Genomic DNA, 12,954 nt, shown 5'->3' on the forward strand with positions numbered 1-12,954 from the left:
CGGCTGGGTCCGGGCAGGCGGTGGGATCAGCGCGCGCAGGTGGCGCAGGTGCCGAAGATTTCGAGGGTGTGACCGACGTCGGTGAAGCCGTGCTGGCTGGCCACCTGGTCGGCCCAACGCTCGACCGCCGGGCCGGCCACCTCCACCGTGCGTCCGCAGTTGCGGCAGACGAGGTGGTGGTGGTGCCTGCCCTGGCTGCATCGACGGAACAGCTGCTCGCCGCCTGGTAGCCGGGTGGAGTCGATCTCCCCGGCGTCGACCAGCAGTTGGAGCGTCCGGTAGACGGTGGTGAGCCCGACCCGCGCCTCACGGGCGATCAGCATCTGGTGCAACTGCTGCGCGGTGTGGAAGCCCTCGACCTCACGCAGCAGGGCCAGCACCTCGGCCCGCTGCCGAGTGTTCCGGGTCACATTTGGCATCGTCTGGTTCACTGTACCGCCGTCTCCGCGAATGTCTCCACTGGCCGTGCCGCCAACCCTGGCCGCCTGGCACCCCGTCGATGACGCCGAATGGCGGGCGCATCCATTATGCGTCGTTGAGAAACTCGACGGTCCGCCGCATCTGGGGACGGGGCCAGACCCGGCATAGCGGAGTGAAGTGCCGTTACCGGACGTGAACGCCGACGAAGCTGATCCTCGGCGATGGGCAGCGAGTCTGGCGGCAGCAGGGTGGGCTGTTGCCGAATTCGGCCGACGGCGCCGCTGGCCCACGGCCCGGAGCGGATGACGGCCTGCTACACCCGCCGGGCGAGCCCGAACCCGGCTGCCGCAGCGGCGAGGACAAAGGCGGCGAGTACGGCCAGCGCCTGGCCCAGGGTGGCGCCGCCGCCCTGTTGCTGCGCCGCGCCGGCGGCGGCGGCCGGTGTGGGGGCGGTGGTCGGGTCGGGTGGGTTCGCCAGGACGGCGTTGGTGGCGATCAGCCGTGGGGCGGGGTGTTCGCTGTCGGCGGTGATGTCGATCCAGTCGTACGAGCCGCCGTCGGCGCACCGCTGTAGGACGGGGAAGTGCAGGGTGTCGCCCGCTCGGGCGATGATCCGGGTGGTCAGGCCAACCTGAGCGGTTTCCAGGCCGGGGCCGGTGAACGTGACCCGGTCGTCGGCGACTGCGGCGGACCAGCGGTTCGGCGTGGCGGTGGTGGTCGCGGTGACTCCGTCCGGCAGGGCGACGACCAGTTCGGTGGTGGGGGAGTTGTCGCAGCTGTGGTCGAAGCTGAAGGTGAGGGTGGTGGTGCCGTCGCCGTTCGGCTGCGCCTCGGCGATCTCGACGTGGGCGGCGGCGGGCGCGGCACCCAGTGCCAGGTATGCGACCGTGGCTGCCGCCGCCGCGCCGACCGTCCGGGTCCACCGTCGCGCGTTCATCCGACCTCCACGGTGAACTGGGCGACCGGATTGTCGTACTTGGAGGTGCGTACGCTGACCTGCATCACCCAGGAGCCGGCCAGGGGCAGGTCGACGACCGCCTGGTATCGGCCGGGGCCGGTGCGCGCCAGTTTCCGTTCCAGCGGGCCGACGTTCATCGCGGGAAGCAGGACCGTCAGCTTCGGATCGGCGACCGGGACGACGGGCTGACCGGCGGCGTCGAAGAGGTCGAGTTCCATCGAGTTCACTCCTACCGTGCCCGGGGTGAGCCGGGCGACCGCCCGTCCGGGCCCCAGCGGCGCCTCCAGCACGGGTGGGCTGTCCCCGGTGTCCGTTGCTGCGGGCCGGGGGGCGGTGTCGGGGGTGGGGCTCTGCGTGACCAGGAATCCGGTCGCGGCGACGACGACGATGAGCAGTGACGCCTCGAGCCGGACGGCGCGGCGCAGCAGGCGCCACGCGGCCGGCGGACCGTCGTCGTGGTCGGCGGCCGTGACGCGGGGCACCAGGCGGAACCGGTTGTGTGCGGCGATGGCGAGGACCACCGCGGTCAGTCCGACCTTGGTGAGTAGGGCCAGGCCGTACGAGGTGCTCCACAGGGCTTCCCACGACCGCAGGATCCGCCAGCCGGTCAGCAGGCCAGCGACGCCGAGCAGACCGACGAGGACGGCGGCGGAGCGGGAGAACGCCGAAACAGTCCGCGCCGCCGCGTCGGCGGGCAGGTCGGCCGATCGGGTGAGTGTCCAGGGCAGCGCGGCCAGCCCGCCCAGCCACACGCCGGCGGTGGCCACGTGCAGGATGTCGGCCGGGACGACCAGCCACGCCGGGCCGTACGTGCGGGTGTGTCCGACCAGGGCGATCGCCCCCCAGGCGAGGGCGACGCCGGCGAACGCCACGGCGGTCAGCGCCGCGCGTCGGCTGGTGCGGACAGCCTCGGCGGCATCGCCGGATGCCGGGGGCCCGGCGGCGGCCGAGGTTGCCCACAGTCCGGCGCTCAGGCCGAGGACGACCAGCAGGGAGCTCAGTCCCTCCGTCGAGGTGAGGCCGGCCGCCCACAGGGAGGTGTCGGCCAGGCCGGTCAGGTCCCGGCCGTCCTGCCAGGCGGGGACGGTCGGCACCAGAACCAGCCGCGCCAGCACGGTCACGGCCGCCGACCAGGCGGCGAACCGCAGCAGCCGGCGCCGCAGGACCGGCGCGTCGGCGCGCAGCAGGACGAGCAGGAAGACCAGCAGTCCCGCGCTGACGAGCAGGCCGAGGTAGGCGGCACCCTCGGCCGCCTGACGCAGCACGTTCAGCGCGGGACCCGGACGGCCTTCCGGCAACTGCACGGCCGAGGCGCTCGGCGCGCCGACGGCGAAGGTGAACCCGCCGGAGATGGGGTGACTGTCGGCCGAAACCACCCGGAACGCCACGATGTAGGTGCCGCCGGGAAGGTCCGGCGGCACGGCCAGGAGCACCTTCGTGTCCACTGACCGGCTGTCGCTGGAGATCTCGTCACCGGCCGCGTCGAGCAGCCGGACTCCGCCCGGGCGTACCGTCACCGGTTCGTTGAAGGTCAGCGTGACCTCGGCCGGGGCGCTCGTCAGCACGGCCCCGTCCGCCGGGTCGGTGCCGAGCAGGACCGCGTGGGCGGCTGCCGGCGCCGCCGGGACGGCAGCTGCCAGCAGACCGAGCAGGCTGGCGAGCGCGGTGGACGCCGTCCACCGCGTCCACCGACCGGGCTTCGAGCCCCGCGCCGCCGCCGTGTCGGACGCCCCCATCTGCACCGCCGGCCTGTCAGGCGGACTTGCGGGTACGCAGCAGCGCCAGCCCGCCGGCCACCAGACCCAGCGCGCCGAGCACCAGGCCGATCCAGCCGACCACACCATTGCCACCGCTGCCGGACTCGTCGCTGGACCGGGCCACCGGCTGCACGGCGGCGTCAGCGTCACCGGTGTCGGCCTTCGCGGTCAGCACGAAACTCGGCGCCGGGTGCTCCAACTCGTCGGCGTCCTGACCGGCGGCGGGCATCTCCACCCACGGCGTCTCACCCTGCTGGCAGCTCTGCACGGCAGGGAACGCCAGCGTCTCGCCGGGGGCGTTCGGCAGCTTCAGCGACAGCTCGAACGTGTCCCGCAGGTCGTCCGGCAGCGGCGTCTTCGCGGTGTAGACGACTTCGGCGACCCGCTGGGTGAGCTCGTTGCCGTGGCTGTCCTTCACCGGCGGGTTCAGGTCCGCCATGACCTTCTGCACTGCCCAGTTCGGGTTCACCGTCGGGGTGACCGAGACGATCTTCTCGGGGATCTTGATGGAGACCTTCGTCGTGGCGGAGCCGTCGCAGCCGTGTGGCACGCCGAACGTCAGCACGGTGTACGAGTCGGCGATGGTGACCGACGGGCTCACCGTGACATGCGCGGCAGCCGGTGACCCGGTGAGCGCCACCGCGGCAACGACGAAGAGCCCGAGCGCGCCGATCCTCACGACCTGGCGACCTGTGACACCCATAGCTGAACAACCCCTCCGGAGACAGTGCCACGGCCGACGCCGCAGCACACCGCGATCCAGTAGTCCGTCACTGCCCGGCGTTTAGTTCCCGGCCCCACCCAGTATCCCACGATGTGGGATAGGTCCTGATGGCTACTCGTCGTACCCGCAGCTTGGAAGTGATTGAGTTCGCGGTCGGCGTTCCGTACCTGCTCGCCCTGGCGACGATCTCAAACAGGGGAGGCCAGAACAGACCCGTCATTCAACAGTGGTGGCTGCACCGCGACGATGACCTCCGGCGCGGTCTGGGGCGACCGCTACAACACCTCGGTCACGGTCAGCGGCGCCACCGGCTGGACCGTGACGGTGGCCGTCACCGCCCCACAGGGCATCACCACGACCTGGAGTGGCAGCGCCACCCTCAGCAGTAACAACACCGTGCTGACAATGCGCTCCAACGGCAGCGGCAACTCCTTCGGCTTCACCACCATGACGAACGGCAACTTCGGCGCCCGACCGTAGATCAGATCCTGCACCAGCGGGTGACCGGATCACTCGCCTCATTCCAAGAGAGGCATGTCTCGGCCCACTCCACTTGGTCACCGTCCGTAGCCTCGGCTACCAGCCGAGGCTACGGACGCCGGTGGACTGTAAACGAAACCTGGGTTGGTCAATCTGGTGCGGGCAGTGGCGGGCGGACGGGGTGGCACGAAGCCTCCCACACTTAGCGTGGTCACATTGGTGGTCACAGCCCAAGATCAAATAGCCATCATTGCGCGACATGTGGCGGCAGGGGGTGTGATTTGACGTAGAGAATTTTCCCTGCTCAAAGCACCTGTCGGCATCCGGCGGTACGGCGTGACAGAATCGTTACCAGACTGGCAGTGTGGGGGTCAGGGGTTCGAGTCCCCTCGGCTCCACCCTTGCGTGAGAGATGGCGATAGCCCTGGTCGGGAGTGATCCCGGGGAACCAGGGCTATCACTGTCTTAGGGCGTCGAATTCTGCTACGTGCCAGATCTGTGCCAGATCAGGTGGCGATCGTGCCTCTCGCCTCCTCGATCAGAGCGTCCAGCGCCGCCGCGATGGTGTGATAGCGGTCACGAGTCGCGTACTGATAGATCATCTTACCCGCCTCCGACTTCGGGTCGTCATCGATCTGCGTACCGTCTTCCATCTCGGCCGTCGCTCGGCGCACGTCGGACCGACACCCGTGCGTACCTCGGCTACCCCGGTAGGTGGACCACGGTGCCGGTGTTACGGGCGTGTTCGGCGGCCCAGACGACACGGTGGCTGAGCAGGCTGGAGGCTGCGTCGGAGGGGATGAGGGAGGGGTTGCCCTCGGCGACGGCCGCCAGGAAAGTGTCCGTCATGGCGGCGTCGCCACCGTGGTGGCCCTCGGCGGCAGTGCTGCCGGCGCCGGCCCCGGTCTCGAGGGTCCACCGACGGTCGGTGCGGAAGTCGGTGATGTGCAGCGTGCTGTTGTCGCCTTCGATGGAGCCGTGGGTGCCGAACAGGCGGGTGCGGCGACCGCTCATCGGGGTGAAGGCGGTGAGGGTGAACGAGCAGGTCGCGCCGTCCGCGAAGGACATGGTGACCACCTGGTGGTCGACGACGTCGTTGGCGCTGGCGTAGACACAGCGGCCGTACGGGCCGGTCCGCAGTGCCGCCTCGACGCCGGCCGGGGTGTGGTCGGTGGTGACTGCGGAGAGCGGCCAGAACTCGCGCTCCGGGTCGCCGAGGCAGGCGAGGTAGAGCCGGGGGGCGGAGTACGGGCAGGACGGCTCGACCGGGCAGCTGAGGCAGGTGTTCGTGGCGCCCTCGGGTCGTTGGTCGGGACGGAAGTGGCTGAGTCCGCCGAACGAGCTGACCTGGGTCGGTGCGGATCCGAAGAGGTGGAGCAGCCAGTCGATGTCGTGGCAGGACTTGGTGAGCAGCAGCGGGCCGGAGGTGTGGCTGTTGCGCCAGTTGCCGCGGACGAAGGAGTGCGCGTAGTGCCACCAGCCGATCGGCTCGAGGTGCTGCACACTGACGAGCCGGCCGATCACCCCGTCGTCGAGCACTTCCTTGAGCGCCTTGGAGTAGGGCGTGTACCGCATGACGTGGCAGACCGCGAAGATGACATCGGCCTTCTGCACCGCGGCGGCGATGCGTACGGCGTCCGCCTCGGTGGTTGCCATCGGCTTTTCCAGCAGGATGTGGTATCCGAGTTCGGCGAAGGCGATGGTCGGTTCGGTGTGCATCTGGTCCTGGGTGGCGACCACGACCGCGTCGCCCACCCGGCCGGCCGCGGCGAGGTCGCGCCAGTCCGCGTAGACGTGCTCCGGCGGCACGCCGAACTCGGCGGCGAACCGGGCGCGGCGGCTCGGGTCCGGTTCGGCCACGGCCGTCACCCGAGCCCGTCCGGACGCGGCCGCGTGCCGGGCGTACCCGAGTCCTCGCAGCCCGGCGCCCGCCACGACCAGTCGTACCGGGTTTACAGTCATGTAGGTGCCTTCCCTGGAGCTACTTATTAGACTCTCCATCATTAGTAGGTGCCTCAGCGGCGGACGTCAAGGGGTGGGCGCGTGACCGGACAACTCGCCGGCGGAGACCTGTCGAGGTTGCGGCAGCTCAACACCCTCACGGTGGTGCACGCGCTGCGCCAGCAGGCCCCGCGTACCTTGCGGGAGGTGTCGCGGGCTGCCGGTCTGTCCCGCGCGGCCAGCGAGGAGGTCCTCCGCGAACTCGAAGCGCAGGGGTGGGTCGAGCAGGTCGACCCGGCCGCGGGCACGATGGGGCGGCCGGCCCGGCGGTACCGGTTCCGCGCGGATGCCGGCTGGGTGCTCGGCGTCGACGTCGGCGGACACACGGTCCGGGCGATGGTCGCCGACCTCGACGGCGAGATCCGACACGCGTTGCGCCAACCGGTCTCACCCGCCGCCGGGCGGGCCGAACGGCTGGCGGTGGTGGACAAGGTGGTCGCCGAATGCCTGGCCGGCTCCGGACGAACCGGGGCGGAGATGTGGGCGACGACGGTCGCCACGAGCGGTCTGACCGATGCGGCGGGCCGGGTGGTGCTCTCGGTCGCGCTGCCCGAGTGGACCGGTGTGCACCTGGCCGAGCACCTCAGCCGCCTGGTCTCGGGACCGGTGATGGTGGAGAACGACAGCCGCCTCGCCGCCCTGGCGGAGACCTGGCGGGGTGTAGCCCGGTACGCGCAGAACGTCGTCTACCTCCTCGCCGGCCTGCGCACGGGCACCGGCCTGATCATCAACGGCCAGCTGCACCAGGGGTTCGCGGGTGCGGCGGGGGAGATCGGGGCGCTGCCGGAGATGGGCTGGATCCGAGCCCAGGAACACCTGCGCACCTGGCCCGACGCGCCGGCCGGGACCGACCCGGAAGACGTGGCCGCGCTCGTCTTCGCCGCCGCGCGGGAGGGTGACCGCCGGGCGCTCACCATGGTCCGGCGGTACGTGAAGGACCTGGCGCTTGGCGCCTCGGCGCTGGTCCTCGCCCTCGACCCGCAGATGGTGGTCCTCGGCGGCGGCTTCTCCCGCTCGGCTGATGTGCTGCTGGAACCGCTCCGGCGGGAGTTCGACAAGCGGTGCATCCGGACCCCGGAGGTGCTCCAGTCGGCTCTCGCCGACGATGCCGTCGCGCTCGGTGCGGTCCGGCACGCCCTCGACCACCTGGAGCGGCACATCTTCGACCCGGGCAGCGGCCTGGCCGCGCCAGCCGCCCCGAAGCGCTGACCGCACCGACACCCCCGGCTTCCGTGCCATGTCTTCACATTGTTGCGCCAGTCTTGACAGACTTATGAGGGACAGTATTAATAGTGGGCGTGCTGTGACCTGAGTCTCCTGTCTGAAGGGACGCCCATGTTGAGACCCCTGCGGTTAGGACTGGCAGCGATGCTGGCTGCCGCGCTCACCTTCTCCGCCGCGGCCTGCGGCAGCGACGAACATCCTGCGGACGGCCCGGTGACGCTCTCCTACATGGTGTGGGACACCAATCAGGTGCCGGTGATGAAGGAACTCGCCGCGGCGTTCACCAAGGAGCACCCCACCGTCACGGTCGACGTGCAGATGACCCCCTGGACCGACTACTGGACCAAGCTGCGAGCCGCGGTGAGCGGGGGAGCGGCCCCGGACGTGTTCTGGATGAACGGTCCGAACATCCAGCTCTACGCCGACAACAAGGTCATCGTGCCGCTGTCGGACAGGATCAGCGACGCCGGGATCGACCTGGGTGTCTACCCCAAGGCCCTCGTCGACCTCTACACCTTCGAGGGCAAGGTCTACGGCCTGCCCAAGGACTTCGACACCGTGGGTGTCTGGTACAACAAGGAACTCTTCGACGCGGCCAAGGTCGCCTACCCCACCGACGGCTGGACCTGGGCCGATTTCAAGGCGGCGGCCGCGAAGCTCACCAATCCCGCCAAGGGCGTGTACGCGATCGGTGCCAGCGTCTCCTCCGGGCAGGAGTACTTCTACAACACCATCTACCAGGCCGGCGGCCAGGTCATCTCGGCCGACGGCAAGACCTCCGGCTACGACCAGCCGGCCACCATCGAGGGTCTGCGCTTCTGGACCGACCTGATCAAGGCCGGGCAGTCGCCTGACCTGAAGACGATGACCGACACCCAGCCGCTGCAACTCTTCGAGTCCGGCAAGCTCGCCATGTACTGGGGCGGATCGTGGAACGTGTCGGAGTTCTCCAAGAACGAGTACACGAGGACGCGGGTCGACGTGGGCCCGCTGCCGACCGGTGTCAGGAAGGCCACGATCATCCACGGCGTCGCCAACGTGGTCTCCTCGAAGACCAGCCACCCGGAGCAGGCCTGGGAGTTCGTGCGGTTCCTCGGCTCCCGGCCGGCAGCCGAGATCCTCGGTCGCAGCGGACCGATCCCGGCGTACACGGGTACGCAGACGGGGTGGGCGAGCGCCAACGCCCGGTTCAAGGTGCAGTACTTCCTCGACGCGGTGACGTACGCGGTGCCGTACCCGGTCTCCCGCAACACCGCCGCCTGGAACGAGGCCGAGGCCAAGCACCTGAGCCGGGCGTACAGCGGTGAGGTCGACGTGGCGACCGCGGCCACGGCGCTCGCCAAGGACATGAACGCCCTGCTGGCGAAGGAGTAGCCGGCCATGGTGGTCACCGAGTCGGGCGTCGTGCGGGCCGGATCGGTCGTCCCGCCCGTACCCCCCGGTCCGACCCGGCGCCGCCGGTCCTGGCGGCACCAGCGCAGCGAGGCGCTCTGGGCGTACCTGCTCATCGCCCCTACGGGGTTGGGCCTGGCCGTCTTCTACCTCTGGCCGGTGCTACAGACGGCGTACTTCTCGTTCAGCGAGTGGGGGCCGTTCGGCGGGCACGAGTGGATCGGCCTGGACAACTACCGGACTCTCGTCGGCGACGCGGAGGCGCTGCGGGCGCTGGGCAACACGACGCTGTACACGGTGCTGGGTCTGGCGGGTATTCCGGTGGCCATCGTCTTCGCCGCACTGCTCAACCGGCGCCAACTGCGGGCGGTGTCCGTCTACCGGATGCTGTTCTTCCTGCCGATGGTGACGATGCCGGTCGCGGTCGCGATGGTGTGGCGGTGGCTCTACAACGGCGAGTACGGGCTGATCAACCACGTCCTGTCGCGCGTGGGAATCGACGGTCCGCATTGGATCGCCGATCCGGCCACCGCTCTCTACGCCCTGGCTGCCGTCGGCATCTGGACCACCCTCGGCTACAACCTGGTGATCTTCCTGGCCGGCATGCAGGCGATCCCGAGGGAGCTGTACGAGGCCGCTTCGATCGACGGTGCGGGGCCGCTCGTCCAGTTCCGCAGGATTACGCTGCCGCTGCTGTCGCCGTCCATCTTCTTCGTCTCGGTGCTGTCGGTCATCGGCTCGCTGCAACTGTTCGACCTGGTGTACGTGATCGGCGGCAGTGGCCAGTCCGCGCGCAACAACCCGGCGTACCCGCGCATCCAGACGGTGGTGGCGCTCTTCTACGAGAAGGCGTTTTCCAGCAACGACCGCGGCTACGCGGCGGCGATCGTGATGGCCCTGCTCCTGTTGATCGTCGCGCTGACGGCCGTGCAGTTCCGGCTCCAACGGAGGTGGGTCCACTATGGCTAGGATCACCACACGCCGCGGGCACCTCGGGACCCACGCGGCCCTCGCCGTCGGCACGATGTTGATGGTCGTCCCGTTCGCCTGGCAGTTCCTCACGTCGCTGAAGTCGCTCTCCAGTGCGACCCGGGTACCACCGACGATCCAGCCGGATTGGCACTGGTCCAACTACAGGCGGGTCTTCGAACTGCTGCCCTTCGGCGACCAGTTCCTCAACACCGTGCTCGTGGCGGTCGGGCGTACCGCCGGGCAGCTGCTGTTCTGCTCGATGGCGGCGTACGCCTTCGCCCGACTGCGGTTTCCCGGCCGGAACCTGCTCTTCGGCGTCTTCCTGTCCGTGCTCATGGTGCCGCCGCCGCTGTTCGTCATCCCCCAGTACGAGATCATGGCGAAGCTCGGCTGGCTCAACTCGCTCCAGGCGCTGATCGTGCCCGGCCTGTTCAGCGCATTCGGGGTGTTCCTGCTGCGGCAGTTCTTTCTCGGCCTGCCCAAGGAACTCGACGAGGCGGCGCGGCTGGACGGTGCCTCACCGCTGCGCATCTACTGGTCCGTGATGCTCCCACTGGCCAAGCCGGGTCTGCTGGCGCTCGCCATCCTGGCGCTGCTCTGGTCCTGGAACGACCTCTTCTGGCCGCTGGTGGTCAACACCGACCCGGACAAGATGACCCTGTCCGCAGGGCTGGCTTCCCTGCAGGGCCAGTTCCAGACCGACTACCCGGTGCTCATGGCCGGATCGCTACTCGCCTCCCTGCCGGTCATCGCGGTCTTCGTCGTGATGCAGCGGCACTTCATCGAAGGCATCGCCCTCACCGGCAACAAGGGCTGACAGCCCACAGCCGCGGGCGAGGAACGGAGCGACCGGTCTGACCGACCTGGCAGCGGTCGCTCGCGCCGGCACCACACCCGGGTGGTGTTACCCGGCGCAGGCAGTGCACCCGAGTACACCACCACGGTCACCTGACTGAAGGGGAGAAGCCGTGTTCGGTAAAGCCATCCGCCTGCTCTGCGGCGTGGTCGTCCTGACCGCCGCCGCCATCGTCCTGCCCCACGCGCAGCCCGCGAACGCGGCCGCGTTCGAGATCGGCCGCACCCCCTTCTACGGCAAGGTGCCCACGCTCAACCAGAACAGCCGCACCGCGTTCTGGTACGGGCAACTCGACCAGGCCAAGACCAACCAGCTCAAGGCGTACGACCTGGTCGTGCTCGAACCCACCCTGCGGGTGCTCAACCTGACCGCCGACCACTTCTACTTCGAGTCCGTCACCAGTGCACAGGTGCAGGAGATCAAGCGCGGGCTGGACGGTGTGCTCGGCAGCGCCGACGACGTCATCGTGTTGGGCTACCTCTCGGTCGGGGAGATGCTGCCCACCATCATTCCCGGGCACAGCGGGCACATGACCACCCAGAAGGGCATCGAACTCGGCCTCCTTCCGGCCGGCTACACCGGACCGTCGGGTCCGCTGCACGGGCCCAACCCGTGGAACTACAACGCCGCGGGCGGCTACCTGAACGTGGAGGGTGGCGCGACCCCGGACGGCACGTACGACGACGGCTATGCCGGCTACACCGGTCTGAACATCGCCGCCGGCTACTCCTCCTGGGGCAACCGGCTCACCTGGCGCAACCGCGGCGTCATGCCCTGGTACCTCGACCAGCAGGGCACCTGGGTCAGCGACAGCCGGTACCTCTACGGCGGCTACTGGCGGGACGGGGACGGCACCGTCGACGTCAACCGCAACTACGGCGGCGGCTACATCAACGCCGGTGACCCGGCCTGGCAGCGGTTCGTCACGTACCAGGTCGACAAGATCGTCCACGACGGTGACTACGACGGCGTCTTCCTCGACACCGTCGACACGCCCGACCCGGTCGGAGGGGCCGGACCGGGTGTCTCGTGGGGCCCACGCGGCAACTTCGGCTTCACCGCCGGCGGCATGATCGACCTCGTCGAGAAGATCAAGGCCGTCGACCCGAGCAAGGTCGTCGCCGCCAACCGCGGCTACTGGTACTTCAACCCGGACGAGGGCACCTCGCGGTTCGCTGACCGCTATCGCCGCGCCATCAACGTATTCGTCACCGAGTCCTGGTACTACAACACCTACATTCCCGGCTTCTACGACAGCAGCCCCGGTTACGAGAGCAACTGGAACACCGATCCCGCCTCGGCCGGCTACCGCCACCGCGACAACTTCGGCGGCTTCTGGAAGTCCTACATGAACGCCCAGGCCAACCGGGCCGACGGCTTCAACATCGCGATCATCGACTTCCGGGTGCCAGCCAGCGGCACCCAGAAGTGGATGAACGAGGTGGTGGTCAACTCCGGCTACCTCGGCTACTCGGTCTCCGGCGCCAACCACTTCAACTCGGCGATCTACGACGACGCGAAGAACTGGCTCGACGCCAACGGACGCGCCGCACCCAGCCAGGCCGGCGCCCACCCGACCAACCTGTTCGGCGGGTTCGTCGCCGACGGCGACACCGGGGAGTGGACGTCCCAGACACCGATCTACCACCATCCTGCCGGCGCCAACGCCAAGGGCATCACCAAGGTGTACGCCCGGTTCGTCGGGGACCGGTTCTTCATGATGATCGAGGCGAAGCAGACGATCAGCCTGGCCCAGGAGATGATCTACTTCGACTACGACCGGGACGGCCCCTCCGGCTGGCAGCCCTTCTGGCCGACCTCACCCGACGCCCGGGTCTACCTGGAGAACCTCAACCAGGCGTACCTGCTGCCACACGTGGCCGGTCAAGCCGACGTGTTCCGGTTCAGCAGCCCCAGCGCGCCCGGCAACCGGGGCTGGCCGGTGCGGGTCGTGCAGTCCGGCACCCGCGCCGAGCTGGAATTCGACCGCGGCTACATCTTCCCGCCCTCGACGGCGGGCCGGGAGATCTGGACGTGGTTCCGGGTCGCCAACTTCGGTGGCCAGGCCGTGCGGTTCTCCGTGCCCGGCGCTGCGCCCATCCCGTCGCCGGTCATCGGCAACGGTCAGGCGACGAACCTGCCGGCCACCTGAAGGACAACTCCACCGACG

Annotated in this window: 12 protein-coding genes; 6 read left to right on the forward strand and 6 right to left on the reverse strand. The window is 69.3% G+C overall.

Going from position 1 to position 12,954, the window contains the following annotated elements; translation table 11 throughout:
• Nucleotides 1-26: 26 nt before the first annotated feature.
• The 4 genes from C6W10_RS11735 to C6W10_RS11750 form a co-directional block, all read right to left on the reverse strand.
• Nucleotides 27-419: a Fur family transcriptional regulator gene (locus C6W10_RS11735; protein ID WP_107263872.1), complete on the reverse strand. Its 393-nt coding sequence runs from the start codon at nt 417-419 to the stop codon at nt 27-29.
• 314 nt (nt 420-733) lie between these two features.
• A complete protein-coding gene (locus C6W10_RS11740; RefSeq protein WP_107258091.1) occupies nt 734-1,357 on the reverse strand; it encodes a DUF1775 domain-containing protein in 624 nt (207 codons plus the stop codon).
• Nucleotides 1,354-3,114 (reverse strand): copper resistance protein CopC, encoded by a 1,761-nt coding sequence (locus tag C6W10_RS11745; protein ID WP_159104548.1) that lies wholly within the window; start codon nt 3,112-3,114, stop codon nt 1,354-1,356. The genes C6W10_RS11740 and C6W10_RS11745 overlap by 4 nt, the downstream gene beginning before the upstream one ends.
• Before the next feature lie 16 nt (nt 3,115-3,130).
• Nucleotides 3,131-3,814: a YcnI family protein gene (locus C6W10_RS11750; protein WP_159104549.1), complete on the reverse strand. Its 684-nt coding sequence runs from the start codon at nt 3,812-3,814 to the stop codon at nt 3,131-3,133.
• A gap of 291 nt (nt 3,815-4,105) precedes the next feature.
• Here C6W10_RS11750 and C6W10_RS11755 point away from each other — a divergent pair, with 291 nt between their 5' ends.
• Nucleotides 4,106-4,339, forward strand: coding sequence for a hypothetical protein (locus C6W10_RS11755; RefSeq protein ID WP_234361712.1), 234 nt, complete (start codon nt 4,106-4,108; stop codon nt 4,337-4,339).
• Between the two features lie 506 nt (nt 4,340-4,845).
• On the opposite strand, the gene C6W10_RS11760 is transcribed toward C6W10_RS11755, so the two are convergent.
• Both C6W10_RS11760 and C6W10_RS11765 read right to left on the reverse strand, forming a co-directional pair.
• Nucleotides 4,846-4,992: an integrase gene (locus C6W10_RS11760; RefSeq protein WP_107258094.1), complete on the reverse strand. Its 147-nt coding sequence runs from the start codon at nt 4,990-4,992 to the stop codon at nt 4,846-4,848.
• Between the two features lie 49 nt (nt 4,993-5,041).
• The gene (locus C6W10_RS11765) at nt 5,042-6,301 is read right to left on the reverse strand and encodes a Gfo/Idh/MocA family protein (protein ID WP_107258095.1); all 1,260 of its coding nucleotides are present in this window, start codon (nt 6,299-6,301) and stop codon (nt 5,042-5,044) included.
• An 81-nt stretch (nt 6,302-6,382) separates the two neighbouring features.
• Between C6W10_RS11765 and C6W10_RS11770 the strand changes: the two genes are divergently transcribed.
• The 5 genes from C6W10_RS11770 (at nt 6,383) to C6W10_RS11790 (ending at nt 12,936) form a co-directional block, all read left to right on the forward strand.
• Nucleotides 6,383-7,549: an ROK family transcriptional regulator gene (locus C6W10_RS11770; protein ID WP_107258096.1), complete on the forward strand. Its 1,167-nt coding sequence runs from the start codon at nt 6,383-6,385 to the stop codon at nt 7,547-7,549.
• A 126-nt stretch (nt 7,550-7,675) separates the two neighbouring features.
• Nucleotides 7,676-8,938, forward strand: a complete 1,263-nt coding sequence (locus C6W10_RS11775; RefSeq protein ID WP_107258097.1) for a sugar ABC transporter substrate-binding protein — start codon at nt 7,676-7,678, stop codon at nt 8,936-8,938.
• A gap of 6 nt (nt 8,939-8,944) precedes the next feature.
• Entirely contained in the window at nt 8,945-9,925 is a 981-nt protein-coding gene (locus C6W10_RS11780) for a carbohydrate ABC transporter permease (protein WP_107258098.1), read from the forward strand.
• The gene (locus tag C6W10_RS11785) at nt 9,918-10,745 is read left to right on the forward strand and encodes a carbohydrate ABC transporter permease (RefSeq protein ID WP_107258099.1); all 828 of its coding nucleotides are present in this window, start codon (nt 9,918-9,920) and stop codon (nt 10,743-10,745) included. The genes C6W10_RS11780 and C6W10_RS11785 overlap by 8 nt, the downstream gene beginning before the upstream one ends.
• Before the next feature lie 151 nt (nt 10,746-10,896).
• Complete coding sequence (locus C6W10_RS11790; RefSeq protein WP_107258100.1) at nt 10,897-12,936, forward strand: hypothetical protein; 2,040 nt, start codon at nt 10,897-10,899, stop codon at nt 12,934-12,936.
• Nucleotides 12,937-12,954: the final 18 nt, after the last annotated feature.

This window comes from Plantactinospora sp. BB1 (genome assembly GCF_003030385.1).
In the GTDB taxonomy this organism is placed as follows: Bacteria; Actinomycetota; Actinomycetes; order Mycobacteriales; family Micromonosporaceae; genus Plantactinospora.